This window comes from Paenibacillus sp. J22P143 (assembly GCF_059692035.1).
On the sequence record NZ_JCAUAQ010000026.1, the window covers coordinates 22,722 to 49,296 of the forward strand.

Annotated in this window: 22 protein-coding genes and 1 pseudogene; 15 read left to right on the forward strand and 8 right to left on the reverse strand. The window is 44.6% G+C overall.

Annotated features, from left to right (window positions below; translation table 11 throughout):
* Positions 1-172 precede the first annotated feature (172 nt).
* Together AC58PQ_RS24400 and AC58PQ_RS24405 are read left to right on the forward strand one after the other, a co-directional pair.
* Positions 173-961: a helix-turn-helix domain-containing protein gene (locus tag AC58PQ_RS24400; RefSeq protein ID WP_497246230.1), complete on the forward strand. Its 789-nt coding sequence runs from the start codon at positions 173-175 to the stop codon at positions 959-961.
* A gap of 119 nt (positions 962-1,080) precedes the next feature.
* On the forward strand, positions 1,081-3,486 hold the full coding sequence (locus tag AC58PQ_RS24405; RefSeq protein WP_497246232.1) for an ATP-binding protein: 2,406 nt from the start codon (positions 1,081-1,083) through the stop codon (positions 3,484-3,486).
* A 457-nt stretch (positions 3,487-3,943) separates the two neighbouring features.
* On the opposite strand, the gene AC58PQ_RS24410 is transcribed toward AC58PQ_RS24405, so the two are convergent.
* Positions 3,944-4,606, reverse strand: a complete 663-nt coding sequence (locus tag AC58PQ_RS24410; protein WP_497246234.1) for a hypothetical protein — start codon at positions 4,604-4,606, stop codon at positions 3,944-3,946.
* Between the two features lie 221 nt (positions 4,607-4,827).
* Here AC58PQ_RS24410 and AC58PQ_RS24415 point away from each other — a divergent pair, with 221 nt between their 5' ends.
* The 5 genes from AC58PQ_RS24415 to AC58PQ_RS24435 all read left to right on the forward strand — a co-directional run bounded on the left by AC58PQ_RS24415 (position 4,828) and on the right by AC58PQ_RS24435 (position 9,592).
* A complete protein-coding gene (locus tag AC58PQ_RS24415) occupies positions 4,828-6,987 on the forward strand; it encodes a hypothetical protein (protein WP_497246236.1) in 2,160 nt (719 codons plus the stop codon).
* Positions 6,988-7,322: 335 nt separating this feature from the next.
* Entirely contained in the window at positions 7,323-7,523 is a 201-nt protein-coding gene (locus AC58PQ_RS24420; RefSeq protein ID WP_497246238.1) for a hypothetical protein, read from the forward strand.
* A gap of 23 nt (positions 7,524-7,546) precedes the next feature.
* Entirely contained in the window at positions 7,547-7,714 is a 168-nt protein-coding gene (locus AC58PQ_RS24425) for a hypothetical protein (protein WP_497246241.1), read from the forward strand.
* A 74-nt stretch (positions 7,715-7,788) separates the two neighbouring features.
* Complete coding sequence (locus AC58PQ_RS24430) at positions 7,789-8,349, forward strand: hypothetical protein (protein ID WP_497246243.1); 561 nt, start codon at positions 7,789-7,791, stop codon at positions 8,347-8,349.
* A 763-nt stretch (positions 8,350-9,112) separates the two neighbouring features.
* Positions 9,113-9,592, forward strand: a complete 480-nt coding sequence (locus AC58PQ_RS24435) for a PilZ domain-containing protein (RefSeq protein WP_497246245.1) — start codon at positions 9,113-9,115, stop codon at positions 9,590-9,592.
* Between the two features lie 130 nt (positions 9,593-9,722).
* On the opposite strand, the gene AC58PQ_RS24440 is transcribed toward AC58PQ_RS24435, so the two are convergent.
* Positions 9,723-10,145, reverse strand: a complete 423-nt coding sequence (locus AC58PQ_RS24440) for a MarR family winged helix-turn-helix transcriptional regulator (protein ID WP_497246247.1) — start codon at positions 10,143-10,145, stop codon at positions 9,723-9,725.
* 204 nt (positions 10,146-10,349) lie between these two features.
* Here AC58PQ_RS24440 and AC58PQ_RS24445 point away from each other — a divergent pair, with 204 nt between their 5' ends.
* A complete protein-coding gene (locus AC58PQ_RS24445; protein WP_497246249.1) occupies positions 10,350-10,805 on the forward strand; it encodes a CBS domain-containing protein in 456 nt (151 codons plus the stop codon).
* Between the two features lie 31 nt (positions 10,806-10,836).
* Positions 10,837-12,672, forward strand: a complete 1,836-nt coding sequence (locus AC58PQ_RS24450; protein ID WP_497246251.1) for an LTA synthase family protein — start codon at positions 10,837-10,839, stop codon at positions 12,670-12,672.
* Positions 12,673-12,995: 323 nt separating this feature from the next.
* Here the strand turns inward: AC58PQ_RS24450 and AC58PQ_RS24455 are convergent, their stop codons facing one another.
* From AC58PQ_RS24455 to AC58PQ_RS24470, 4 genes are all read right to left on the reverse strand, one after another.
* Positions 12,996-13,655 carry a putative endonuclease domain-containing protein gene (locus AC58PQ_RS24455; RefSeq protein ID WP_497246253.1) on the reverse strand — a complete coding sequence of 220 codons (660 nt, stop codon included), beginning with the start codon at positions 13,653-13,655 and terminating at the stop codon, positions 12,996-12,998.
* 543 nt (positions 13,656-14,198) lie between these two features.
* Positions 14,199-14,555 (reverse strand): Uma2 family endonuclease, encoded by a 357-nt coding sequence (locus tag AC58PQ_RS24460; RefSeq protein WP_497246255.1) that lies wholly within the window; start codon positions 14,553-14,555, stop codon positions 14,199-14,201.
* A 475-nt stretch (positions 14,556-15,030) separates the two neighbouring features.
* Entirely contained in the window at positions 15,031-16,017 is a 987-nt protein-coding gene (locus tag AC58PQ_RS24465) for a GNAT family N-acetyltransferase (RefSeq protein WP_497246257.1), read from the reverse strand.
* Positions 16,018-16,129: 112 nt separating this feature from the next.
* The gene (locus AC58PQ_RS24470) at positions 16,130-17,032 is read right to left on the reverse strand and encodes a helix-turn-helix domain-containing protein (RefSeq protein ID WP_497246259.1); all 903 of its coding nucleotides are present in this window, start codon (positions 17,030-17,032) and stop codon (positions 16,130-16,132) included.
* 117 nt (positions 17,033-17,149) lie between these two features.
* Here AC58PQ_RS24470 and AC58PQ_RS24475 point away from each other — a divergent pair, with 117 nt between their 5' ends.
* Positions 17,150-19,666, forward strand: coding sequence for a glycoside hydrolase family 2 TIM barrel-domain containing protein (locus AC58PQ_RS24475; RefSeq protein WP_497246261.1), 2,517 nt, complete (start codon positions 17,150-17,152; stop codon positions 19,664-19,666).
* 25 nt (positions 19,667-19,691) lie between these two features.
* Positions 19,692-20,846, forward strand: a complete 1,155-nt coding sequence (locus AC58PQ_RS24480) for a glycoside hydrolase family 88 protein (RefSeq protein WP_497246263.1) — start codon at positions 19,692-19,694, stop codon at positions 20,844-20,846.
* Between the two features lie 413 nt (positions 20,847-21,259).
* On the opposite strand, the gene AC58PQ_RS24485 is transcribed toward AC58PQ_RS24480, so the two are convergent.
* Entirely contained in the window at positions 21,260-21,820 is a 561-nt protein-coding gene (locus AC58PQ_RS24485; protein ID WP_497246265.1) for a helix-turn-helix domain-containing protein, read from the reverse strand.
* Positions 21,821-22,009: 189 nt separating this feature from the next.
* Between AC58PQ_RS24485 and tdh the strand changes: the two genes are divergently transcribed.
* The 4 genes and pseudogenes from tdh to AC58PQ_RS24505 all read left to right on the forward strand — a co-directional run.
* Entirely contained in the window at positions 22,010-23,098 is a 1,089-nt protein-coding gene (gene tdh, locus AC58PQ_RS24490; protein WP_497246267.1) for an L-threonine 3-dehydrogenase, read from the forward strand.
* On the forward strand, positions 23,091-24,269 hold the full coding sequence (locus AC58PQ_RS24495; protein ID WP_497246269.1) for a glycine C-acetyltransferase: 1,179 nt from the start codon (positions 23,091-23,093) through the stop codon (positions 24,267-24,269). The genes tdh and AC58PQ_RS24495 overlap by 8 nt, the downstream gene beginning before the upstream one ends.
* 325 nt (positions 24,270-24,594) lie before the next feature.
* Positions 24,595-25,404 carry an MBL fold metallo-hydrolase gene (locus tag AC58PQ_RS24500; RefSeq protein ID WP_497246271.1) on the forward strand — a complete coding sequence of 270 codons (810 nt, stop codon included), beginning with the start codon at positions 24,595-24,597 and terminating at the stop codon, positions 25,402-25,404.
* An 86-nt stretch (positions 25,405-25,490) separates the two neighbouring features.
* A pseudogene (locus tag AC58PQ_RS24505) lies at positions 25,491-25,634 on the forward strand (chromate transporter); the annotation flags it as partial.
* 352 nt (positions 25,635-25,986) lie between these two features.
* On the opposite strand, the gene AC58PQ_RS24510 reads toward AC58PQ_RS24505, so the two are convergent.
* Positions 25,987-26,553, reverse strand: a complete 567-nt coding sequence (locus AC58PQ_RS24510) for a hypothetical protein (protein ID WP_497246273.1) — start codon at positions 26,551-26,553, stop codon at positions 25,987-25,989.
* Positions 26,554-26,575 lie beyond the last annotated feature (22 nt).

The window sequence follows — 26,575 nt, forward strand, 5'->3', positions numbered from 1 at the left end:
TGCAAGATTATTCGTTGTCGCGCTTTCATTATAAGATTACAATGAGAGTTAGTGAATAAATCAAATTGCTAGTTACATGCACAAAATTGCTAATGGAGTGATCACGCTGATAAATATATCTGGCAATGCGCTTGAAGACTGGTTTGAACATGGGGTTGAGAGGAATGACAGTTTGCTGACTGTCAATTGTTGCGGATATCAGAAGCTGATGACGAGAGATTTAACGCGGGAACGAGAGCAGGGCAGAGTGGATTATCAATTGATTTATCTTGTGGGCGGGAAAGGGAACTTCATCTTCAATCACCAAGCGACAGAGGTGTATCAAGGTCAAATCGTCATATATTCACCCAATGAACCTCAAAATTACACCTACTACGTGAAAGATGCCACGGAGGCATATTGGATTCATTTTACCGGGCATGGTGCGCATGATTATTTGCAAGAATGTGGGCTTCTTGACTCATCTATTCATACGGTAGGCCAGGTGGATGAAGTGGCTGCACTGTTTAAAAAAATCATCCAAGAACTGAATATGAATAAGCCCTTTAGTCACCATTTGATAACAGCCTACTTGTTCACTTTGATGGCTCTACTAGGCAGAAGGCTGCAACACACGGAAAACCAAAGGAAAGTGGACCACCATGCCGACATTCATAAGATCATGGAAATCATGCATGAAAGCTATAGTCAGAATCTGATCGTCTCAGACCTTGCCAAAAGGTGCAACTTGAGTCTGTTTCGATTTATTCATAAGTTTAAGGATGTAACGGGAACGACGCCAGGCAAATATGTGACTGGTATCCGTATCAATGAAGCTAAAAAGCTGCTTTCAGAAACTTCCTTGAATGTGAAAGAAGTCGCCTCGATTGTCGGCTATGAGAATCCCTTATACTTTAGCAGGGTGTTCTGCCAAGCAGTAGGAATCCCGCCAAGTCAGTATAAAAAACAGCTAGAGCTATAAATAAAGGAGTTTGAAGTCTATTACCGAATTCACAATTATGAGCTTATCGAATATTGCAGATCGCCATTTTTAAACGAGATCATTGAGGAAGTAGAAAAGCAGATTAAAGGGGATACAGAATGGCGAACATATTACTAGTCGGAATGAAAACGAGCCTTTCTCGCCGGTTTGTTAGAATGATTTTGTTTTTCGCAATACTCGTCATGGTTGGGGCTATTGGCGTTTCCCTCATTGGAAATAATGTCCAACAGTCCTACCAGGAACGGATTACACTGTTACAAGAGAAAGAGAAGGCTACTGCCTCGATTTATCTCCATTACAATCAAATCTTTTTACATGCCAGGGCTTTTTACGCCTTCCGCCAGGAGTTCGAATATGAGGCCGTTATGAAGGAAAAGCCAGAGCTTGAGCAAGCGTTAGAGATATTTGCGAAGCTTCCATTAACGGATCAGGAGCAACAACTGCTCACAACGCTAAAGTCATTCGAGAAGAACTATTTTGACAATGTATTTCCGAAATATGTAAAGCTTGCACATAATGAGGATCCTATGGCCTTAGTGAAAGCAGGCGCACCGACTGGAAGTAGTGGCGGAGTAGGGACCACGATCTATGATCTGTTAGGGAATATCAATGACATGTCCATGCAAATCTCGTCCCAATCGGAAATGGAAGCCCGGAGCTTGTTTAAGACTTTAGCCAATCTCAATTATGTTTTCTTTGCGTATGTGTTTGGTATCTTAGTTTTCATTATATTTATGACATCGAATATGGCCAAAAACATCGGCAGACCGCTGCGCAAGCTGGCAGATAATGCAGAAAAAGTGACATTAGGTCAGTCGGTTGAGCTGGAGCTGGACAATCGGAAGGATGAGATTGGACTGCTCAATCATTCTTTTCAAACGATGCTCCAGAAGATTCAAGTGAAGGAAGAAGAGCTCCTTTCGCAGAATGAAGAGCTGCTTGCCCAACAGGAAGAGCTTCAGATGCAGCAAGATGAACTTCAAGATATGCTGCGCAAAATGGAAGAAAACGAAGATCTGCTGATCAGAGAAAGGGCCTTATCTAGAGACATTATGGATACGATCAAAGAAGGCGTTCAATTCGTCAATGTCGACGGCGTTATTGTATCAGCTAACTCAACGATGCGTGATATATTCGGTATCCCTATGCATCAGCCGATGTCTGATATACAGTTAAGTGAATTTTTCGTTTCCGCATCCAGTTCAATAGTCGAAAGCACGGACTTAAAGCAATTTATGATCAAACAGGTTAACGAAGATGGTTTGGATCAAAGGACTTACACCTATGAAATCGATTATCCGATTCGACGTGTTATTGAGGCTTATGCGGAGCCGTTGTTTAGGGGAACAACTAGAATCGGGACTGTTTTTGTCCATAGAGATATGACGAAACAAGCCGAAGTGGATCAAATGAAGTCCGAGTTCGTAAGTACCGTTAGCCATGAGCTTCGGACACCGCTATCCAGTGTGCTAGGCTTTGCTGAACGGTTGTTGACCAAAGAGACAAGTCCAGAGAAGCAACAGAAATATGTAAAAACCATTCATCAAGAGACGGTCCGTCTGACATCATTGATTAATGACTTTCTGGATGTACAACGGATGGAATCAGGCAAGTCCACTCATCAGAAAAATCCTGTTGACCTTTACGAGGTGTTGAGTAGTGTATTCATGTTGCAGCAAGGAAGTTCCAACAAGCATGTCTTCGAGGTTCAAATGCCAAATGATCCGTATGTCATCTCCGGAGACCAGGATAATCTGACACAGCTATTCATGAACCTCGTCAGCAACGCGGTCAAATACTCACCAGATGGTGGACGTATTACGGCTAAGCTTTACCGTATAGGTAAGCAAGCTGTTATTGATATTACGGACGATGGATTGGGAATTCCTGAAGAAGCAATTCCGAAGCTATTTACGAAGTTTTATCGGATTGATAATTCGGATCGGAGAGCAATCGGCGGAACGGGGTTGGGCCTTGCCATTGTGAAGGGAATCGTAGAAGCACATGGCGGTGAAATTTCCGTTACTTCTAAGCTTGGAGAAGGAAGCACGTTCCGCGTAAGCTTTCCCTTGATTCCTAAGCCTGAGATCATCATCGAGGCCGAGCTGCAAGCCGCAGCTGCAGTTGAATCCACAGGTAAAACCGTGGTACTCATCGAAGATGATATCAGCTTAACGGAGCTGCTCACCGAAGAGCTGACAGAGAAAGGCTTTCGAGTCATCCATTATACGACTGGCGAACAAGCGCTCAATGCCATGCCAAACAATAAACCGGATGCGGTTATTGTTGACATCATGTTGAACAACAGTATTGACGGCTGGGAAATCATTCATCAAATCAAAGAAGATCCCCAATTAAATGATTTGCCTATCTTCATTTCTTCCGCTCTGGATGAGATTGCAAAGGGGAAGGAAATCGGGGCAAATATGTATTTTGTTAAGCCGTATCCGCCCAGCCAATTATCGGGCATTTTGCTAGAGATTCTTGGTTTGAAGCGGGCGTAAGAGAATAAATATTTATGATAAAAAATATTCCTATTCGTAGAGATACGTACACTTCTGCATGTCATGGCGCATGTTTCCTCTTGGCAAGGGGATATTGGAGGTTGGCGGGAAGCGGACACACGTCAGGTTCAGCGGGGATTGCTGGGGCGCTGGCTCTAAAGAGGGTGTCCCAAAAGCCATGTATGTGGCGGGGGGCACGCTACAGGGTGAATTGGAGGAAGACATTCCTCCAATTCACCTTGTTCAGGTTGGGAATGCAGCCGTGAAACATGCAAAAGTGCATCCTTTTTTTCGAATTAACCACTTTAAGTTTTCCTCGAAAATAAGTGTACTTTCGCATTTTTGACCATTCATGCTTACACGCAACTTTTCTTCATCTTCTGTAAGCATGATGTTCACCGTTACAGCGCGAGGGCGAACGATTGTGGCTCATTTCGCCACAGCCTTTCTCTTTTTGCTATTCCGTAGGTTCAGTTAACGACGCTGCGCTTCGATAAACATTCTTGTCTAACAAGTACGGAATGAAACTTCTACTGCAATGAGCACAATACAGGACTTCTATCTCAAAATTTTCGATTTTCGACTTGCTGTCTGACTCGACTTCGCCTTGTTTATTCATCGCAAATAATTGAATACTACGAAATCTGGTTACAAAATACAATAAGTCTTCTCCGCATAAGCAAGTAGGCTCATACAATTGATCTAAGGTAAGTTCAGTCGGGTATATCTTTTTGTGAAAATAATGTTCAATCCCAAATGGGGAGCTAAGTGTCATATAAGGCTTGCCGCGCTTTAATTGACAAGTGGTGGAAGTGGAAGGCTTAACCAAATAAGTGTTGTAGCAAGAGGAGCATACAAAGTAAGACACATGTGAAAGTTCTTCAGAGAGTCTAAGCTTTGCTGACTGTAGTAATTTCTGCTTGTCAATACGATACAGCTTCATCATTTTACTCGCTTGAAATAAGACTAAGGCTGAACCGCAAGCACATCGTGTAGTGGCATCAACGGCATTTTTGAAAAAATCAATCATTAAATCAATAGCACTCTCGGCTGCTTTTTCGACTAATTTCTTTTGCATCTCAGTAACATAGCTGGAAAGAAAAGCAGAAAAGAAACTCATTGCATTCACCCTTTCATCGTGGTTACTTCGTACTAATTTAGTAGTAACAACGAGGTTATGTGTTCCTTTTTGTCCATGATTTCGAAATAAATCTGTATTTGTTATATTGAAAAGAAAACTACAGATTCCTCCAATTTCAAGCCATTCACTTCCCCCAGCTAGGTTGGTAAAGTTGGATTAAACCACGTGCCAGATTCGGCTTGAAAGGGTAGTGATACGCGATGTTGATAACAACCGATCGATGGATCGAGATAGATTTAAGCTGGTTTAGACTCCATGCTATTGTAGAGCAAGTCCATGCCTTTATGGATAGAGTGAATCCACTATTTGAGGATATTAGCGGCGAAAAGGGGGTCATTCTGAATTGCGGTTGGGTGATCGACCTTGTGACCGAATGGACCGGAAATCCGGATCATCTACTTCCTTTTCGCAGCCAATTGATGAAGCCGTGGTCAGGCCAATCCTATCTCGACTTGCAATCGCTGGTTGCGGCGCTTCGCCAATCTGCGGAGGATCGAGGACTAAAGGATTTCCATATCGGGGTGCTTTTTGTTGCTTGGGGACAATTCGTCATCCATGGAGATTTGTACGATATTGAAAGCAGCTGGTTTGAACGACATGGGGAAATGTATGCCGATCATGAAGCACCACAGCCTAATCTTCTGCCAGGCGTGCCGCTTAGAGGAGATAGATATCCCTATGCATCACGCCCTGATGGCTTAGCGGAAGGGGAGTCATTTGCCACATTTTTCGGTGAACAGTGGGGGAGTTTGTCTCGTTTTCTCGGATTTACGGCGATTCACCTGCGCGATCAATTTTTGGGGGCTATGGTGTATAACCGTAAGGGACCTTATGGGGTCACGGGGCCTTCTGATCCACAGAATTTGATCCGCTATTCGCAGGACTTCATTGAGATATTTAGAGAAGTGAAACGCGGGAATCCGAATGCGCTTCTAATGGGGTATTCATCTGCCATCAGCGCTGTAGCTGAGTGGCGGGTCGGGTGCGTGGATTTGGAATCTTTAGTGAAGGATGGCGCGATTGATATTTGGATTGATCAAACCTGGGGCGGTGCCTGGCAGGATTGGTGGGGGCTTGAATGGCTAGGCTGGACGTTCCAGCTAGCTAATTTACTCACGCATCGCGCGGTCATCGAAGGCGGGAATCGTAATCGCACCACACCATGCAAGCACTACCATCTGATCGAGACTTGGGATGCTTGGGAACCTTGGGATACGCTGCATCAAGTGCCAGAGAAGCTGCGCTGGGCGATTTGGGCATTTTCACATGCGGCTGTCCATACACCTGAGGGCATTCGTGTACCTGATGGCTCTTATATCTCATGGGCGAATAACAGGGAAGCGGAGCTGTTGAGCGAGCTGGACATCGCTTTTTTGGTTACACAGTTGAATGCTGCGCAAAGGAGCGCTTCAAAATTAGAGCATGTGTATGGCCCGACGCTCATCTATAATCGGAACATGATGGCGTGGTTGACTACCACGGAACCGGATCGAAACTGCAGTGAATGGATAGACGATCAGGCAGCCATGCTGATGAAATGGGGAGTGCCTTGTCTCAGCGCTTCGCGTATGGAATGGTTGGGGGAGATCACGGAACCTGAGGCTTGCTTGCTGCAGGTGCCAGGGCAATTGTCCCAAGAAGAGAAGGGGCTTCTTTGCCGAATGAAGGGTGACGGTGTTCCTCTTCTCATCATTGGCAGAGCGGATCAGATCGACCCGGATATTCTCCAATTGGCTGGAGTGTCACGGAGAGATAACCTCATGAAACAAGGCTTTTATAGGGGATATAACCGACAGGGACATGAGAAGGATATGGCTTCTGCGGTCACCATCCATCTTCCTGTGACGCAGCCGATCCAAGTGACAGATGGGGTTGTGATTTTTGAAACAGATCGTACACCGATTGTGGTGAAAAGCCAAGAAAATCAGGCGATCTATTGGCAACCGCAAGATTTGAGAGAGCCTGATCGCACGCATCTATCACAACACCAACTGGGAAATCTCTTGCCGTATGCCGTCGTAAGTCAACTTCTGATCGAAGGGTCTGTTGAGCGGCAATTGTCGCACGTGCAACCACCACCGTTTACGCAGCCGATCACGGTTCATTTGTGGAAGAGTGATGGCTTTGTCCATATTCTTATTGGGAATTTGGAGACCGGCATCATCGGGGATTCCCGCACGCCAAGAACGGTCGAGTTGCGTGTGAATAGATCACACGTTGGTTTACCAGTGGGGCAGCATCATTTGATCAGTATAGATGATGATGAGATTGTTATGCCAAAATCCGATGTTGCAGGGGTTCTGCATTTTACATTGGAAATCGGAGCTGAAGCTTCTAAAGTTTACTTGCTTGCCCAATAAGCAATTTATTTCTGATTAGGACGTTTTCCTGCCGATTGCATTCCCTTCCAACACATCCATGAGTTTAACGTATTATGATAAATTAACGATCGATACCGCAACAGGAACGATTTCCGGATCTAACTACAGCTTTAACACAATGACGAAGCGAGGCATGGAGCAATTCCATGTCTCGCTTTTTCCATACGTCCATACGTTCATACGTCCATGCGCCTAGATGAATCACATACATCACTACCTTCCCTAAATTGATCATAGACAGTGCAAAAAGCAGTAGCTCACATTGTATTATAGAGAATAATTGGCAGCAGGTTGTCTGACAGGAGGAAGTGTCGATGTATAAGATTCTGGTCGTGGATGATGAGCCGACAGTTAGCGCGGGGATTACGAGGAAGATTGGCTTCTTGTCAAAGAAGCCTTTCCTTGGGCGACAACCAAGATCGCTGGTAGAGGTGAAAAAGGGATCCCTTGGGGATCCTGGTATGTGGATAGCCACCGATACAAGGTTCCACACGCTGGCAAAGGCCAAGTCTTAGCATGCGAGTGGACGGCACGGGACTTGCATCTGTCTTACCATACAGGCAGCCCTGTTATCTACTCAACCGATCCCAATGATGTGCTGCGCGCTGGTCTGTGTACAGGTGAAGAGATTACGTATTGGCAAATGCTGTTTGATGAATATTTGGAGAATACCGACCATAATGAGCAGGTGTTTTTCCTTCAATAGCAGGAGGCACATGAAATGGAGTTCAGTGATCGCTTTCAAGTTTTCCGGCTTCACACGTTGAGGCCTGCGAAGGGATGCTGGACCGATTCTTTGCCTATGTTGCACAATGCGTTGTAACGCTCACAACCTTGCCGAAGGCATTGGCGATGTATCATGAATGCAATGCGATAACAGCACCGTCCTATATGTTAACGAAGGATAAACCGATCCGCCCCGAAGTGAATGACTACACGATGGCGCTGGGCGGTGTGGCTGCAGGGCCTTGGCCGGATACGTTCCTCTACTATGACAGCCAGTGTCAGATGGTTTTCGTCAAAGGGGAATGCAAACCGCGTCTTGCCCGCAATTACGTAGGCCAGTGGAATATGCAAGATGAATTCGAGGAAAAGATTCCCCCGATATTCATAACGACGTATGTGAAAACGAGCGATCGCATCGAGCTTGTCTATGAAATCGGGAACTGGAAGCCGATACCATTTGGGCTTGTGTTTTGGGATGATGAGTTGAGCGGATATGCGGTCGAGAGCTGCTCTGGTGATGTGGAGACGAAGATGATTAAAGATCTATTGGTGTTTCTTCGCTTCAATCTGACGGGAGAGAAACGGACGATTCGCTTAGTACTTAGGAAAAAGTAAGTAAAGTGATAAAGGAGCCTCGCTGGTGCGGGTTCCTTTATACTTGTTTCAATGCTCGATAAAGTGGGGATCGCTTTGCCTACCTTATATGGAAAGACGGTGCACTGCAATTGAGTGTGACGGATACGGCTTTCGCCAGCGAGAAGATCGGCGCACGCACGTATGCGAATACGTAAGCTTACATCGATAATGTTTTGGTAATTAAATAGTGAAATGACGAAAAACTTTCAGTTTATCGACAGGGAGTTTTTCTTTTTGCATAGAATCCAGTGTGGCATTAATTGTAACCATTTTATGACGGTTTTGAGTTGTTCGTATTGCCTGCTTGATCCTTGCTGCGGTAGCCTAGCTTACTTTTAATCTGGTTAGATTCGATACATTTCCTACGGCATCCGTTCCTCTTACAAATCCGTAAATTTCTAATTTCACGAGAAGTAAATCGATAAAATACTTATTTTTGAAAGTATTGAAGATATATAAGGAGTTCATTTTTTTCTGATAATTTAGTATTTTTTTGGGATATTCAATGAACAACTGATAATATAATATTTAGCATACATTGCGATTTTGGGTAATTCCACAGAGATTGAGTGAAGCGGATGACTGGATTCATGATTGCTCTATCTTATTTATTAAAGGTATCGTTTCGTGCGCTCATCACATTCGAACATGCCTTAAAGTCATAATAACAAGAAAAAACATGCTTAATACACAATGTCTTTTTCTTGGAGATTACATCGTAGAGAAGCGGAGGAGTTAGTAAATGATTAATTCAAAAAGAAAACAAGCAAATACACGTCAGTACTATCGTGTAGAACTTAAACACGCATTAGCTTCTGACATGACAATTGTCAGAGTTCAAGGAAAAGAAGTGGATATTGGACAAGCTCCAGTTTTGGTTCTTGATATCAGTGCCAGTGGATTACGGTTTTTATCGCATTTAAAATTACCCTCTAATCCAAGCATATTATTCAGTTTTAGCGCAAAAATCTTGGGGGGGTCCCTCACGGTGAATGGTTTTATTGTTAGATTTAAAAAATTAGCTAATGATGATATAGATTTATACGAATATGGCGTGAGCTTTCAAATCGATCATCGCGATCAATCTCAATTGTATAAACTGCTTAATGAATTGTCACTGAAGCTTCGAAAGACACCTCTAGTTCAAAATTGCAGTTTCATTAAAATGGATCGTATAAATTACTTTAGACTTCTTAAACACACAGGACTGCTTGGCAATTAATAAAATTACTACCTCTGATAAGAAATAAGGCTGGGATATAATGGTACGTGAATATACAAATGTAATTAAAAACAGCGGTAGTCTAGGACTTTGTTTTCATGTCCAAGGCTGCCGCTGTTTTGTATGAGTTTTATAGAAACTCACTATTAAACTTATTCAGAAGTTCACCGAACCTTATCTGATCTTCCAGCGTCCAATCATGAAGATGCCTTGCTAGATACTCCAAGCGAGCTTGTTTGTTTAAAGCCAATTCCGCCGTTCCGCTTTCCGTGATCTGCATGGCATAGGCGCGGCCATCTTGGGGATCCGGTATCCGATAGACATAGCCTTTTTGTTCCAAAGCGGCTGTCTGCCGACTGATTGTCGACATATCGAGATGGAATTCCTCAGCCAATGCTTTCACACCAGCGGATCCGCGTGACGAAATTTGATGAAGGAGTAGATAAGCGGCGCGATCCAAATTGCCAACTTTTTTATTGGTAATGGCTGCGATATAACGGCGTATAAATATCGCTAATTCGACTTCAATGGTTTCAACAGGATTTTTCGTCATTATGTACCTCATCTTTAGGCGTTATCATTTATTTATGCTTGTATCGTAACATAAGCCGGATTATTTGAATATCTTCCAAAGTAGGGTTGAATGACTGTTGCATAAGGATTGACTTAAACTCGCATAGTTGTATAATGCAAGTATATAGTGTCATCAACCTTTTTGTTTGAGCAGCAGGCAACAGTAGACGGGAGAGGACACAATTTGAAAGCAATGGAAATTATGGTTCAACAGGTTTATAAAGTAAAAGAAAATGATACTGTCCGAGTAGTCATTGAAAAGTTTCTTATGCATCGTATTAGCGGACTTCCCGTCGTTAACGATCGGAATGAAGTCGTCGCTTACATTAGTGACGGGGATATTATGCGATATATCGGCAAGCATGATGATTATATATTCGGTTCTTATCTGTACACGGCTATTATCAAAGGTGACAATGATGAGTTCCAAGATAGAGTTCGCAACTTGCTTCCTTTGAATGTAATGAAAATAGCTCAAAAGAAGGTAATTGCTGTAGATGTAGAAGAGAATATTGAGCAAATCGCGGCTATTTTAGGTAAAAAACGAATTAAAAAGCTACCTGTTCTCAAACGAGGTGTGCTAGTAGGAATCATTAGCAGGGGAGATGTAATTCGGCATTCCTTCCAGTCCATTTTGTAAAAAAATGTGTCAAACGAAAGGAGCTCTCTGTATGTTGGAACGGCTCAGGCATCGATTATTTCTATTTCCATTATTCATTGTCATTAAAATTTATGCAGCATGGATGATTCTATTTGAAACAGGTCCGTCTGCGAGAATACTATTAACTGAAATACCAGCGATCTTGATCACGTATTGCGTCATCGAGTATGTTGTGAAAAAACATAAAATCGCCTGGTATCTGGCTGTTGACCTGATTATTACGATTTTGTTTTTTTCACTTGTGATTTATTATAAGCATTTTGGTGTTATCGCTACGTATCATGTATTAACGCAAGCCAAACAGGTTGGAGCAGTAAAAAAGAGTATTTTCTCTGTGATAAGTCCCCAATATTTTCTGTTTTATTTGGATATTGTTATTGTTAGCTTTTTTGCGTTTTTCAAACCTAAGTCGCGAGAATGGAAGCCGATTAGTATGAAAATAGTTGCTAGTGTTGCTGGCTTATCCCTTATACTTTGTGCACTTAGTGTTATTCCTAACCGCAGTTCGTTTAATGAAAATGTAAAAGCAAGTAAAATGGGCATATTAAATTATGAAATGTATAACCTGCTTTCTCAAAACAAAGAAGAAATAATCAGCACAGATCAAATCACACAGCCAGTGATTGATGCATTGAAGAACAAAGTTACGCTTGTAGAACCAGCTTTACAGGGCGCTGCGAAGGGCAAAAATTTGATTATCATTCAAATGGAATCCTTTCAGAACTTTCTTATCGGCTTGAACATTGATGGGACAGAAATTACACCAAACTTGAATCAGTTGGCCCAATCCAACTATTATTTCCCTAAATTTTATCAACAAATTGGTCAAGGAAATACATCGGATGCCGAGTTTATCGTGAACACGTCTTACTATGTACCGCCTGATGGCGCGGCCACACAAGTCTATGGGAAGAAGGATTTACCGAGCCTTCCAAAGCTTCTCCAGAAACAAGGTTACACGACGATGAATTTCCATACGAATGAAGTTGGCTTTTGGAATCGGGACGATTTATATAAAGCCATTGGTTATGATAAATACTATGATAAACAATTTTTCAAAGATGAGGATGCCTTCTTTTACGGCTCGTCCGATGAAGTGTTGTATAGGAAAACAGCGGAAGAATTAGCGACGTATCAAAGCAGTTCTACACCTTTTTACGCGCACGTTATTTCAATGAGCTCTCATAACCCTTTTTCGATACCTGAAGAAAAATATAAGATGACGCTGCCTGAGCGATATGAAGGCACCTTTGTAGGGGATTACATTCGCGCGGAAAACTATGCGGACTATGCACTTGGATTATTTATCGACGATTTGAAAAAGAGAGGGATTTGGGAGAATAGCGTGGTGGTTCTCTATGGCGATCACCGCGGCCTTCCTTTATTTTCTTTGAAAGCTGACGACAAAGCATTGATGACGGAGATCTTGGGTCACGAATACGGCGAAAAAGAACTCATTAATATTCCTCTTATTATCGCTTCCGAAGGTGTGACCACCTCCCAAGTTAACATGCAGCTCGGCGGTCAAGTCGATATTTTACCAACGGTTGCCAACCTATTAGGTGTACCGCTGACCGACTATCTACACTTTGGTCAAGATTTACTTAACCAAACAGCCTATAACCTTTTGCCACAACGATATTATTTGCCTACAGGCTCTTTTGTAAACAGTGAAGAACTCTTCATGTCGGGTAAAGGATTTGAGGATGGCAACTATTATACGCTTGCTGGTAATGCTAGTGAACATCAATCTGCGACAGAAGATGAATTTAATCATGCGTTAAAGCTGCTGCAGTTATCGGATAGCTATGTATCACAATTGCCAGATCGTTTGGAGAGTGAATGAAATGAAAGTTGATGCGTATAGTGTCGTATATAGGGAAATGAGAATTAGCTAGTTGGAGAGAAATTCCCGCGACTCTAGGCTTGAACTAAGGTGATGCCATCACCTTAGTTCGGGCTTTTTGTTCTTCTTATGCGAAATAAAGTGATGGCGTACCGCTATTATGATAAAACCTAAGGAAAAACCAACTTTTGGCGTTAATAGCTTTATCGCGTAACGCTAATTTGGATTTGGGGGCCACTTGGTGCCGAATAGCGTTATCGGATAAAGCTAATTTGTAAAATAGGGTGTTCATTGGTGCCAAATTGCGTTACCTGTAGCGTTGTCTAAAACCGCTGTTGCATGGCCCTTGGTCCTAGACGGTAGGTACGAATACGATTGGAGCCTGATGCAGGAAGCAATAGTTCGGAGTGAACTAACTCGTGAAGCAATCCCCGAGCATGCTGCCCCTTAATGTCAAGTAGCTCACATACCTCTTCAGGGATGAAAGGTCGCTGTATATGTGTGGCGAAACGGAGAATTTCCCTTTGTTTTAATGACAGATTGAGATCAGTAGTCACGCCACCACCGTAAAGTTTTCCTAATACTTGCATGATGAGCTGCTGGCATCGTCGCGGCTTCTCTTTGATGGTATCAAGAGGGAAGCGATAAATTTGCCAGCCGTCCAGCATCAATTGGTTTTGTCTTTCGCGCTCATACTCAAAGCTGCGACGAGTCACATGTTTGCCATGTGTGCTGAAATCATCAACTTCCAAATCAATTAAATACGGTGGTCTAATATAAGCGAAGTCTAAGTAGAAGACACCGTCCCGAAAATTGGTGACCTCGTATTCCGCGTGCAAAAAGTCTAAGTTGCCGACGGCAGGCAACCATAGATCATGTACAAAAAGCTTTTCGTTGTGAGCATGTCCTTCGTTGAATCGTCGGAGAGCTTCACCAGTAAGATTTTTCCGTTGTTTTGCCATCCATAGCTCGTATATGTCCAAGAATATTCCCCCCTCAGTTGAAACGAAAAACACCGCGCCTTCCCCAAACAGGGAGGAGCGGTGTTCTTCACGCGCAACTATATGTAAATTCTACTATAGAAGAAAAGAAGCATTTTGTCACGAAATTTCATATTTTGTTTAAAAATATAGTGTGAAATCCGCGGAGGACGTGTCTGCCAAAGTTCGAGAGAGTAACGCTTATCGGAGTTCGAATACCATGTTTTAAATGCCCGGCTCCGAACGGAAGCCAATCAGATCGCGATTCCTGGTGTACACTGTGGCGGCCTAAAATAAGCTGAGTGAATCACCTTAATTTAGGCTTTTTACTATTCATGCAGGAAATAAAGCGATGGCGTAACACTATTTTGTTAAATTCCGATGAATTAGTAACTTATCGAGTTAATAGCGTTATCCCATAACGCTAATTTGCTAGTGGGGAACTATTTGTGTCTAATAGAGTTATTGCGTAACGCTAATTTGTAACTGGGGGGTCCTCATCGGAGCTCACATACCATTTTATGGACGCTACCGCGAAAATAGCGGCTAGTATTCTTGGAATCTGGCAATTGCTGCAAACAACGAACTAAGATCAATATCGAGGCAAGACATGATTTCTGATGATAGTTTATCCCCTGTTCCGTAGGTAGCGTGCAGTTGCAGTTTCTGTCCTTCAAGATTAAATTGATCGATTGTGTGTAGCACTGGGTCCACGATCCAATATTCCTTTACTCCAAATCGCTCATACAACGATTTTTTACGAATTTTATCATGGCTGCCCGTGCTTGGCGATAGGATTTCAACGAGAAGATCGGGTACGCCTACTATTTTGCGGTTGACGATAATTATGTGAGTTTTCGTTCGAGATGAAGATGAGATCTGGCTGAACGGTGTTTTGTTCACTCAAATGAACGTCCATCGGTGCGACGAGAATGATGCCGTTTTGATGGCAGGTTGTCCTTATTGCATAATAAAGTTCGGTTACCAATACTTGGTGATCGATTGCCGGAGATGGTTTACATTCGTATCGAACCCCGTCAATGATTTAGTAACATTCGTTGTGATCATATATTTCATGATGTTCTTTTATCATATTGGGTTGTTTTGAGTGGTTTTTATCATTCATGGACATAACCTCCTCATTCAATACTTGTACCCAGTATAACATACGAGAATACTCATGAGCGACGTACCGAATTGGAGATTCCAAACTACCAAAATGATTACTATTATTTTTCAGGAGGGAAGGGAATGGGAAGTAGACCTAAAGAATGGATGGAAAATAAGTGTACTTTAGCATCTTTGACCAGTATGGATTATGCAACAAAAAAAGGAGCTAAGCGTAAAACGCCTCTTAGTTCCTTTTCCATTTCTTCGCTCATCGAAGCTCGCACACCATCTTATAACTGCCCGGCTCCGCACGGAAGCCAATCAGATCACGGTTAATGCGCAGCATAGGTCCATTCATGGAATCATTGTGTGTTTTCAAATAAGGTGCACCACAGGAACGGGCGGTTTGTATGCCGAGCATCTTTAAGGCGAGTGCAATCCGGCGACCTCGATATGCCGGAAGAACACCCGTGTATTCGTGATACATCGCCTTGGTTTGCTCGTTTTGCTGAAGCGTAACAACGCCAATGAAGCGGTCGCCATCCTTCGCGATATGGATCCATTCAGGGCGTACCCCATTTTGCTCGATGCTCCACTTCCTCCATTCTTCGAACCAAGGAAAGTCCTCCGTGTTGCCTGGAATATCCTGATGCGTAATCTTATATAGCTCATGCAGCTTTTTCTCACTTGCTTCTCCTGGCTCATCCGCCAGCGTAATAAACTGAATGCCTGTTTGTTCGGCTTCCTTTATAGCGTTACCTAGCGTACCGCCATCAAACGATGCCAAGTCCAGAACGGATTCGAACGTGTGGCGTTCTTTCACGTGGTTACGACATTCAGCAAAAGCTAACGACCGCTCGTCGGTCTCCTTCATAAAGCCAATTAGTCGCGATGCTTTGACCTCGAGCGCCCATTGATGAAGCACACCATACAGGGTATTCCCCACACCGTTACCGCGGATTTTCGGGTCAACAACGAGGGTATAGATTAGTGCGCCAGGCTCCGTCCATGGTGCTCGCCATGCGATTGCGTAGGCGACAATTTGTCCGTGCTCGTTTTCTGCTACCCATTTGGGACGATCCCATCCCATCAACTTTCCTTTTCCATTGTAATGCAGCTTCCCAGGAGGGATTTTGTCCTCGTCTTCATTCAGCTGTGCAGCTGTTGTTGGTTCTGACCAGATCAAATTGAGAAACGGTGCAACTGTCGTAAAATCGTCAGGTTGTTGCAATTTTCGAATAACACAATTGTGCACGATATGACCTCCAACTTAGGCTTATAATCTCTTGATGTCATTATCACATGCCCGACGACTGACAGCATGGTAAAGTATGGATATATGGAAAGATTCTGAGCGTGCGCGAAGGTCATTCTATGAAAATGGTATAGGCACTCATCCCTTTGAATTTATAGGGTGTGAATCCCACATGCTTCTTAAATAGTTGACAGAAGTACGAAAAGTTACCTAATCCAACGGCTTCTCCAATTTCTTGCACGGACATTTCTGTCGTACGCAGAAGCCAGCAAGCTTGTCGGATCCGGCGTGCGGTTAAGTACTCTGTTATTGTACTCCCAATGGATTGATGAAAGGTGGCAGATACATGATTGGGCGTAAGGTGTACAGCAGCAGCAAGCTCGTCCAGCTTGAACGGCTCCATGTAATGCGCTTCGATCCAAGCTAGCATTCGTTCGGCTGTTGATGAGCTTTTGGGTGAAAGCATGGGAACGGCATCTGATTGGGACAAAGCGGCTTTCTCCGAATCTGATCGGAGCTGGTGCAAGAAAGCCGTGAGGAAAAGCAACTGCTCCTCCAGCAATCGTTCCGGACCTCGTTCCTTTGCTGCATCAAGTCTAGGCACGTAGCTTTGAAAAAAGACTTCAAGCTCCGGAAGACTTTCGCTTTGGAACGTCTGCGGCATTAGCGGATCCTTCCATAGCTTTCTTAGGAACTCGCGAAGCGAGGGGAAGGCTATTAGGGCAGCTTCGAGTACGGCTGGCTCGAGAACGAATAAGGAACGGACATAGCTGTCTTCGGGCAGGTTATGAATGCGGATGCGATGCAGTTGAAAGGGTCGGAAGCAGAAAATGGAGCCTGGCTTCAGCTCGACAATTTGTTGTTCTATTACGACATACCCTGTGCCTTCATGGACGACGAGCAGCTCCATGCCTTGATGTGCATGAAACACTTCTTCGAAGGTATGTGTTCTATCTTTGAAAAACGATAATTGCACCGGATGCACGTTTATGTTCAAGTAATTCATCAGCTTCATAGGTGATCTCCTCATCGTAATATAACAACATTTTATCATAAGAGGGCTAAACTTTTTCGTCCTATTTTTTGATACGATGGAGTCATGTAATAGCGCAACTAGGAGGAGACACGACACATGTTGAAACAACGGTTAAATGAGCAATGGGAGCACTATCGCGGATCTTTAGGCGGGGTTTGGGAAGTGTGGCGTTCAGATAAGCTTCAAAATCATTATAATGTGCCATGGGAATCGGTTACGCTTCCACACACGTACAACGGGTACGATGTTATGGATCCAGATTGCAAATATTATCAAGGACAAGGCTGGTATCGGAACAAGATGGAGGTAAATAACCCTTATCCGAAGGGTAGAACACTGCTGCATTTTGAAGGTGCAGGGCAGCGAACGGACGTGTATGTCTATACCGATAAGGTGGATTCCCACCTCGGCGGATACGATGAGTTCACGGTAGATATTACGGAAGCGATGGAGCGGGCAAAAGAGATCGAGCGATATGCGGGGCGTGTCCCTGTGGCGATTGCCTGCGATAACAGCCGGGAGCTCGAGACGATTCCTTCGGATGCGAGTGATTTCAATCTGTATGGCGGTATGTATCGCTATTTGAACCTTGTCTATGTACCGCAGATTTCCTTGGCTCAGATGCATGTGGTAACACAAGTGGACGATGTTTCTGGACAGACAGCAGGATGCGGGAAAGTAATAGTACGTGCCAAGTTGTACAATCCTGATCAGCTTGCAGAGACTATCCAACTCACGATTGTGCTGAAGCAGCAAGATGGAACGATTGTCGGGCAAACGGAGATTTCGTTACCAGCTTGGCAGGATGAGAAAGAGATCGGGGCTTTCGAGGTGGCGAATCCACACCTGTGGTCGGTCGCAGATCCCTATTTATTCGACTGTTCCGTATCGTTACTCTGTGCAGACGGCGAAACGACAAGCCAAGAACGGTTCGGCTTCCGTACGTTTGAGTTTCTCAAACAAGGGCCGTTCAAGCTGAACGGCGAGCGCCTCTTACTGCGCGGTACGCATCGGCATGAGGACCACGCGGCAGTCGGGGCAGCGATGACGGAAGAAATGATCCGCGAAGAGATGCAGCTTATCAAAGAGATGGGAGCTAATTTTATCCGTCTAGGGCATTATCAGCAGTCCAGAATCGTGTTAGATCTCTGCGATGAGCTGGGCATTCTCGTCTGGGAGGAAATTCCTTGGTGCCGCGGCGGTCTTGGTGGTCCGGAATACCGTCAACAATGCATTGATATGTTAACAGCGATGATCGAACAGCATTATAATCATCCGTCCGTCATTTTATGGGGATTAGGCAATGAGAATGATTGGGAGTGTGATTTTGACCATTTTGATCAGCAGGAAATTCGCACCTTCATGAAGGAATTACATGAACTATCGCATCAGCTTGATCCGAGCCGATTAACAGCCATTCGTCGATGTGAATTTTGCAAAGATATTATCGACGTATATTCGCCTTCCATTTGGGCAGGTTGGTATCGTGGTGTCTATACGGACTATGAATCGAGCTGCAAGACAGCGTTTGAAAATGTGGATTCGTTCTTCCATATGGAGTGGGGGGCGGATAATTTACCAACTCGTCATGTGGAGAAACCGTTCACGGGCTTTGCGTTTATGAAGAATACTGATGACGGAGTCACGGATGAACGTGACGGGGATTATTTATTGACGGGTGGCGAGCCGCGCGTGTCGCGTGATGGCGATTGGTCGGAAACGTATTTCTGTGACATGATCGATTGGTACTTAAAATCGCAGGATAAGATGGACTGGCTGACGGGTGCGGCACAATGGTCGTTTAAGGATTTCGCAACGCCAGTGCGGCCGGATTCACCGATTCCGTACTTGAACATGAAGGGGATCGTCGAACGTGATCTGACGCCGAAGGAAGCCTTTTATGTGTTCCAATCCTATTGGTCAGACAAGCCAATGATTCGCATCTATGGTCATACGATGCCGATTCGTTGGGGCATGGAGGGTGAACGTAAGATGATTAAAGTGTACGCCAATGCCGACCAGGTCGAGCTGTTTTTAAACGGAGAGAGCTTGGGCGTGAAGCAGCGCGATTCGCAGGATTTCCCTTGCGCCGGTCTGCGTTGGGAAACGGAGCTTACAGCAGGTGAGTATCATTTGCGCGCGGAAGCGCTCTGTAATGGCGAGGTCGTGAGCGATGAGCTACGATTCACGTATCAATCTGAGTCATGGGAAGAGCCGACGGAGATTCGACTAACGACGGAGACTTTAGCGGATGGACGCGTTTACGTCGAAGTGCGTGCTTATGATGCGCAAGGTGTCCATTGTCCAGATGCAGCTAATTTTGTTCGATTTGGATTAGCGGGTGATGGGAAGCTGCTCGATAATCTCGGCACGATCCGTGGTTCTAGACAAGTTCAACTAGCTGGGGGACGTGCAGGGATTTACGTTGATCCATGTGGCGGCTTACCCGCTGGCATCACGGTAACGGATTTCGTGAGCGCAGGTGGCCCAGCATCTTCATTAGCTTACATATCCAAAGATGCTCATGCTGCCCAGCGGACATACACATCCGTCATCAGCGCTGCATGCGAAGGCATGTCTACAGTAACAGCCATTATAGAAGTTGTGAAGTGAAAACCACTTAGAGGAGACGTATAGGATGAGTGAACTTATGGATGCAGCAAAGTGGAATAACGCACAGAAGCTCGGGGATATTTTGCCTGACGTATGGAAAGAGCTGCAAGTGAAGGTTGATCGGATGATTGAACAAATCGGGGAGAAATCCCCTCATGTTGCCAAAGAAGACGGCGTTTATGATGATATGCGGATCGATTGGTGGACGTCAGGCTTCTGGCCTGGGATTCTATGGATTATGCATGAAATGACAGGCAAAGAGCACTACAAGGAAGCCGCTTGGGAGTGGGACGGTAAGTTTGAGCAGGCAAGCATCCGGGATAATAATTTCCATCATGACGTCGGTTTCCAGTATTTGCCGACGGCCGTGATTAAACATAAGCTGACAGGTGATAAGGATGGATTGCGCCGTGGACTTCAGGCAGCCAATTTCCTGGCAGGGCGATTCAATATCGCAGGTAACTTCCTTCGTGCGTGGAACCAAGATAAGCTAGGTTGGTCCATCGTCGATTCCACGATGAATCTGTCCATATTATTCTGGGCAGCAGAACAGACTGGCGATCCGCGCTTTGAGCACATTGGCACAGCGCATGCGAATACGGTTGTCCAGAAGTTCATCCGTGCGGACGGCTCCGTGAACCATATCTTGAGCTTTGATCCGTGGACAGGCGAGTTCATTGAATCACTAGGCGGTCAAGGTGCCGGCCCGCAATCGGCTTGGAGCCGAGGCGCAGCTTGGGCACTGCATGGATTAGCCAATGTATACCGTTTCACGGGAGACATACAGTACTTACAAGCAGCACAGCGCGTGGCGAATTACTTCCTCGCCTGCTTGCCAGAGGATCATGTGGCACACTGGGATTTTCGTGCGGACGCGTCGCTGGAGAACGAGCCAAGGGACACATCCGCTGCTTCTTGCGCAGCTTCTGGGTTAATTGAACTAGCGGAATTCCTGCCTCCTACAGAAGGTGCGATGTACCGCAATGCGGCAGAACGAATGCTTTTGTCCCTCACACAGAAATATGCAACATGGGATAAACCAGAGCACCAAGCCATTCTGCTAGAGGGTACGGGAAATAAACCGACTGGGCAGAACGTGAATGTGTCGCTCATTTATGGCGATTACTATTACGTTGAAGCGCTTGCTAAGCTGCTAGGCTGGAAGCAACGGATATTCTAAATTTATTTGCGCAATAGACTGTTTGATGAAGCGACACCGCATTTCTTTTCACTAGGAAAAGCGGTGTTTCTTTGTTTACATATAAGCGTTTAAATGATTCACATAATAAGTTAGATTTTCAGGGGGATTAGGAGTCCATTTGAATTGAAAAATGATTGCTCAGAATGTATGATAAATGAAAGAATGTAGTTCAAGGAGGCGTACCTTAGACTATTATCTGTTGTATATATATTCCATTGGATGTTTACTAAGAGAAAACAATCTTGAGTTAACTATAACAATGAATGACATTAAAGCATTGGAAGCATCGAAAGAAGTTACCCTGGAATAGTCAATATGCAATTACGTCAAAGAGCTTCCACAAGGCAGAATAGTCTGCCTGTAGAAGCTCTTTTTATTTCCCCGGAAATCTCTTACAAAGGATAACAAATGATGGTGTTATACATCGTTTTCTCATCTGCGATGTTCTCATAAACATGGGGCTGATCGGCGGAAAAGTGAATGGCATCTCCGGCCTTCAACTCGTAGGTTTCATCCTGAATACGAAGTCGAAGTGCACCGCTGATCATCAAAATATACTCTTCGACACCTTCATAATGAGCTTCCGAGGCGTGGGTACAGCCGACTTCAATTTCGACGGTGTAGATCTCAAATTGCTTTTTTTGCTCAAAGGGGACGATCGGAAATGCCCGATAATTCCCATCTTCTTCTAAGAATGGTTCAATCTCATCGAGGTGGATGTGGGTCACCTTCGGGACATTGTCCTCAATGAGCGAAGTAAACGAGATGTGAAGTCCATTTACGATTTTCCATAAAATAGAAATGGTTGGATTCGAATCACCACGCTCTATCTGCCCGAGCATTGCTTTGCTGACGCCTGTTAATTCTGCGACCTGATCTAGGCTGAGTGACCTTGCTTTGCGTATATTTTGAAGGTTTTTCCCGATCTTCTTATGAATTTGCTCCTGATCCATTGATTTCTCCTCTTCCTACAAGTACTTGAAGTACCTCAAGTATAAACCCAATTTAGCATAGCTGTGAATTATTTTCAAATACGTATGTACAATATCTCATCCGTATGTATAATATATTGTATATACAAGATAACGCACAAAAAGTTAATATAGTAAACTTTCTTCTTTTGAAAAAAGGGGGCATTCAACATGAGAGAGACGATGATCGGACTTGTCAAAGAGGTTCGTGGACCAGGTGCGGTTTTACGAGAAGTACCGATACCACACTGTGGACCTGACGAAGTGTTGGTTAAAATTAAAGCTACATCCATTTGCGGGACGGATGTTCATATTTATAAATGGGATGATTGGGCGGAAAGCGCGGTCGTAACACCGAATGTTTTCGGGCATGAATTCGCTGGTGTGGTCGAAGAGATAGGCAGCCAAGTGACTAATGTGAAGGTCGGAGATCATGTTTCAGCAGAAGGCCATATCGTATGCGGTGTATGTAAGGCGTGTCGAACCGGCAACGCGCACGTCTGCCCGAATACGGTTAGCTTCGGGATTACAGCGCCAGGCTGCTTCAGTGAATATGCGGTCGTTAAGGCAGCGAATGTTATTCACAATAGACCGGATATGCCATTCGAGCTCGCTTGTTTGCAGGATCCGCTGGGTAATGCGGTGCAGACCGTATTGTCAGGCGACATCGTTGGGAAGTCGGTCGTTGTTATCGGTACCGGGCCAATCGGATTAATGGCTGTTGCCGTTGCCAAAGCGAGCGGCGCAGGCGTCGTGATTGCTGTTGATATCAATCCTTATCGACTATCGTTAGCTAAGCAGATGGGCGCAGACTATATCATCAATAGTAGAGAGGTATCCATGGTGGATGCTATTCGTGCATATACCGACGGTGAAGGCGCTGAAGTCGTTTTAGAAATGTCAGGTTATCCCGATGCGATTCGCGGGGGCTTTGAGGCAGCGGCTTCTGCCGCTAGAGTAGCTTTGCTCGGTATTCCTACACAAGAAGTTCCCCTTGATTTGTCGCGCCATATCATTTTTAAAGGCTTACGTATTGAAGGAATTACCGGTCGGCGCATGTACCAGACTTGGTATCAGTTGAAAGGCTTACTAGATCAGAAACGAATCGATTTGAAACCGCTGATCACTCACACATTTTCACTGAATGACTATGAGAAGGCGTTTGAATTGATGATATCGGGGCAATGCGGTAAAATCGTTTTTTTACATGACACGGAAGTTCAATTACCTTCAATTAAGGAGTGTGCGATTCATGGCTAGTTGGAACACATTAGAGAAAGAACTGGAGCAATTGCAAAAGGAGGGGCGCTACCGTCCTCTCACCGTATGGGAAAGCGGCTCAGGTGCTTGGATGTCATTGAAGGGGCGTTCTGTTTTACAAATGTCTTCGAATAATTACTTGGGACTCACCGATCATCCTGGCATGAAGGAAGCGGCTATTCGTGCGATTGAAAAATATGGCGTTGGCAGCGGATCCGTACGTACGATCACCGGGACGCTTGATATTCATGATCAACTAGAACTTGAGCTGGCCAAATTCAAGGGAACGGAAGCGGCACTTGTTTTTCAATCTGGTTTCACCGCAAACCAAGGCGTCTTAGGTCCACTACTTGGACCAGAGGATGTCGTGATCAGTGACGAGTTAAATCATGCGAGTATCATTGATGGTATTCGATTAACGAAATCGCAACGGAAAGTTTTTGCCCATAAAGACATGGATCACTTGGAGGCGCTACTAAAAGAAAGTGCTGGGTTTCAGAAGCGTATCGTAGTCACGGACGGTGTTTTTAGCATGGATGGAGACATCGCGCCGCTGCCAGCTATTGTTGAGCTTGTTGAGAAATATGATGCTTTTGTCTATGTAGACGATGCCCATGCGAGCGGTGTACTCGGCAAGAACGGGAAGGGATCGACGGATCATTTTGGCCTGCACGGACGTGTACACATCCAGATCGGCACGCTTTCGAAGGCAGTCGGCGCTGTTGGGGGTTACGTGGCTTGCGAGCAAGTTGTCAAAGATTACCTGATCCATAAAGCACGTCCTTTCTTGTTCAGCACGTCCCAAACACCGGCAGTTGCGGCTACTTGCCTTGCGGCAATCCAAGTGCTTCAGCAAAGCGGAGATCTCATCGCAAAGCTTTGGGAGAACGCTGCGTATTTCCGCTCGAAGGTGCAAGCTCTTGGCTTCGACACAGGCGCCAGCGAGACGCCAATCATTCCTGTTATCGTGGGGAATCCGGCGAAGACGATGCAGTTTTCTGATTTGCTTTTGCAGGAAGGCGTCTACGCTCAAGGGATCGTCTATCCGACAGTGGCGATGGACAAAGGACGCGTGCGATTCATTGTCACGGCTCAGCATACACGGGAAGATCTGGATTTTGCGCTGGATGCGTTGCATAAGGCAGGAAAACAGCTCAATCTGTTGATGTAACAAACATAGATCGTTTGTCAAAGAAACACCACTTTTCTATTCACATGGGAAAGCGGTGTTTCTTTGACCACATTAGATAGTATAAGTTTTCGGTTCCCGAAAAAATATCTTTCTAATTGGCGATAAAAACAACCTTTAAAACGCGGTCGCTCATCCTCGAACGACTTCGATAGAAGTTTTTCTCATGAAAACAGCGGTGGGCAAAAATCCACGTGTACAAGGAATTTATTGACACCCCTACGAAATCAACATAAAATTACAACAAACAACTCAAGAAACATCACAATCCAACATGATCAGTACGATTAATTGGAGGTAACATCGGATGCTCATACATTTTCTCGGAACTGCTGCCTATGAAGGAATTCCTTCACTCTTTTGCCAATGTGACACGTGTCAGCAAGCTCGCGAACGCAAAGGGAGAAATATTCGCTCACGCACCTCGGTGATCATCGACAATGTGTTGAAGGTCGATTTTCCGCCGGATACGTTGTACCACTCGCATCAATATGGCTTGGATATGAATCAGATCCAGGATTTGTTGATCACACATTCGCATTCCGATCATCTGTATGCAGAGGATATGGCGATTCGAGCTAGAGGTTTCGCACAATATGGTGAAAGTACGATGCATGTATATGGTCACGATATCCCTTCCCGACTCTGCTTCCAAGCGCTCAACGGACTCTCACATAACTATGAATTCCACAGAGTGCTGCCGTTCGTACCCGTTCAGACGCAAACTGCAACCATCGTTCCCCTATTAGCCGATCATGATAAATTAGAGACATGCTTGCTTTATTACATTGAAAAAGATGGGAAGTCCATCCTCTATGGCAATGACAGCGGTTGGTTTCCGGAGAAGACTTGGGCATGGCTCCAAGATAAAAAGCTCGATCTAGCTATACTTGAATGCACAACGGGTCGAAGTCATCATCGTGAAAATCACATGAACGTCGATGCTGTTCTAGAAGCCAAAGCATGGATGGACACGAACGGAGTTTTGAAAGAGGGAGCTCAGGTTTTCGTTACGCATTTCTCCCACAATGCAGGTTTGCTGCATGAAGATCTGGTTGATATTTTTGAGCCCAATGGCATACAAGTTGCTTATGATGGTTTGAAGGTTACTTTGTAATTGGGTGATATAGGCATTCATCAAACAAAAGTACTCATCGAATTGCTGCTCGTGTCGTTCAAGCTAGGGCTGTCAAGTGGGGATTGGACCTAAGCCAAGCGGGTTGGATTCATGGATTGAAAATCGTGGCTGTTGCCATTGTAGCTGTGGCCATTCTAGGCATGGGGCAGAAACTCACGCCAGACAAGAAGCGTGCCACCTTAGCCGTTATTGTGGCATCCGTTACACTCTTCAAAAAATGAGTGAACGAATTAGAGAAGTAACGAATGATTGAGAATATACTGTTTTACAATCATGGCAACTTTTACGCTAACCCAGAACTTCTTTTAAATACTACAAAGTAAGGCTGCCGCGATGGCAGCCTTATTAAGTTATTGGGCAGCAATCTTAAATAAGATATTGTTTGTATACAATCGGATACTAGTGATATAAAATGGTATTAATTACCATGTAATGGGCGAGAAATTCAAATGTCATGCTACCGTATTAACTGTTATTTTTGTAATTGTTTCTTCAACTGGAAGTGCTGCCTGTACGAACGGCAGCCTGTTCAGCCAATGGTTAGGATTCTTGTGTTTCTTACTAGCATTCAAAGACAAGATTATAGCGCTTTCCGTTAGACAATCGGACAACAAATAAAGGACCGTATATGCTGATAGTGGCGGAAACAATAAGCTTTGAATTGACGGCGTTATTGACCAACCGCAGCAAATCAGCCTGTTTTCTCGTTCTCACGAGCCTGATGAACCGTGCTGCAAATATGCGAACATTGGCAAGTTTTCTCAGCAGCTGCAGCATGATGAGGCTTACTCTACAGATATCCTCGGTTTGTATACGCCCCGACCTATAGATACCGTTATCAAAATAAACCTTCGTCTTTTTTGTGATCATGAGACTGTGGCTTACGCTGAAGCCGCCTCCAATAGAGACCCCTGCGCCTGGCAGCACCTTTTGGATCACTCTTGTTGTTCGATCTAAATCCAATGTCCTCATGACGCTTATCAGTCGCCTCGCATACAAACGGTCGTTTGCTATGCGTTCATAAAGAGGCAGTATCCGGCGGGATATGATGCTCAGTTCCTTCACGGTAATGGGTGTCCGAACGGCGTCATCCTGATTTTTTGTGAAAGCTTTTTTGTAAAGCTTCATTCGAGTTACCCTCCTTGTTTCT

Excerpts from the sequence above, each read along its gene's own strand:
- AC58PQ_RS24405 (WP_497246232.1), top strand. The coding sequence starts at position 1,081 with ATGGCGAACATATTACTAGTCGGAATGAAAACGAGCCTTTCTCGCCGG.
- AC58PQ_RS24410 (WP_497246234.1), bottom strand. The coding sequence starts at position 4,606 with ATGAGTTTCTTTTCTGCTTTTCTTTCCAGCTATGTTACTGAGATGCAA.
- AC58PQ_RS24415 (WP_497246236.1), top strand. The coding sequence starts at position 4,828 with ATGTTGATAACAACCGATCGATGGATCGAGATAGATTTAAGCTGGTTT.
- AC58PQ_RS24420 (WP_497246238.1), top strand. The coding sequence starts at position 7,323 with ATGTATAAGATTCTGGTCGTGGATGATGAGCCGACAGTTAGCGCGGGG.
- AC58PQ_RS24430 (WP_497246243.1), top strand. The coding sequence starts at position 7,789 with ATGCTGGACCGATTCTTTGCCTATGTTGCACAATGCGTTGTAACGCTC.
- AC58PQ_RS24435 (WP_497246245.1), top strand. The coding sequence starts at position 9,113 with ATGATTAATTCAAAAAGAAAACAAGCAAATACACGTCAGTACTATCGT.
- AC58PQ_RS24440 (WP_497246247.1), bottom strand. The coding sequence starts at position 10,145 with ATGACGAAAAATCCTGTTGAAACCATTGAAGTCGAATTAGCGATATTT.
- AC58PQ_RS24450 (WP_497246251.1), top strand. The coding sequence starts at position 10,837 with ATGTTGGAACGGCTCAGGCATCGATTATTTCTATTTCCATTATTCATT.
- AC58PQ_RS24470 (WP_497246259.1), bottom strand. The coding sequence starts at position 17,032 with ATGAAGCTGATGAATTACTTGAACATAAACGTGCATCCGGTGCAATTA.
- AC58PQ_RS24475 (WP_497246261.1), top strand. The coding sequence starts at position 17,150 with ATGTTGAAACAACGGTTAAATGAGCAATGGGAGCACTATCGCGGATCT.
- AC58PQ_RS24480 (WP_497246263.1), top strand. The coding sequence starts at position 19,692 with ATGAGTGAACTTATGGATGCAGCAAAGTGGAATAACGCACAGAAGCTC.
- AC58PQ_RS24485 (WP_497246265.1), bottom strand. The coding sequence starts at position 21,820 with ATGGATCAGGAGCAAATTCATAAGAAGATCGGGAAAAACCTTCAAAAT.
- tdh (WP_497246267.1), top strand. The coding sequence starts at position 22,010 with ATGAGAGAGACGATGATCGGACTTGTCAAAGAGGTTCGTGGACCAGGT.
- AC58PQ_RS24495 (WP_497246269.1), top strand. The coding sequence starts at position 23,091 with ATGGCTAGTTGGAACACATTAGAGAAAGAACTGGAGCAATTGCAAAAG.
- AC58PQ_RS24500 (WP_497246271.1), top strand. The coding sequence starts at position 24,595 with ATGCTCATACATTTTCTCGGAACTGCTGCCTATGAAGGAATTCCTTCA.
- AC58PQ_RS24510 (WP_497246273.1), bottom strand. The coding sequence starts at position 26,553 with ATGAAGCTTTACAAAAAAGCTTTCACAAAAAATCAGGATGACGCCGTT.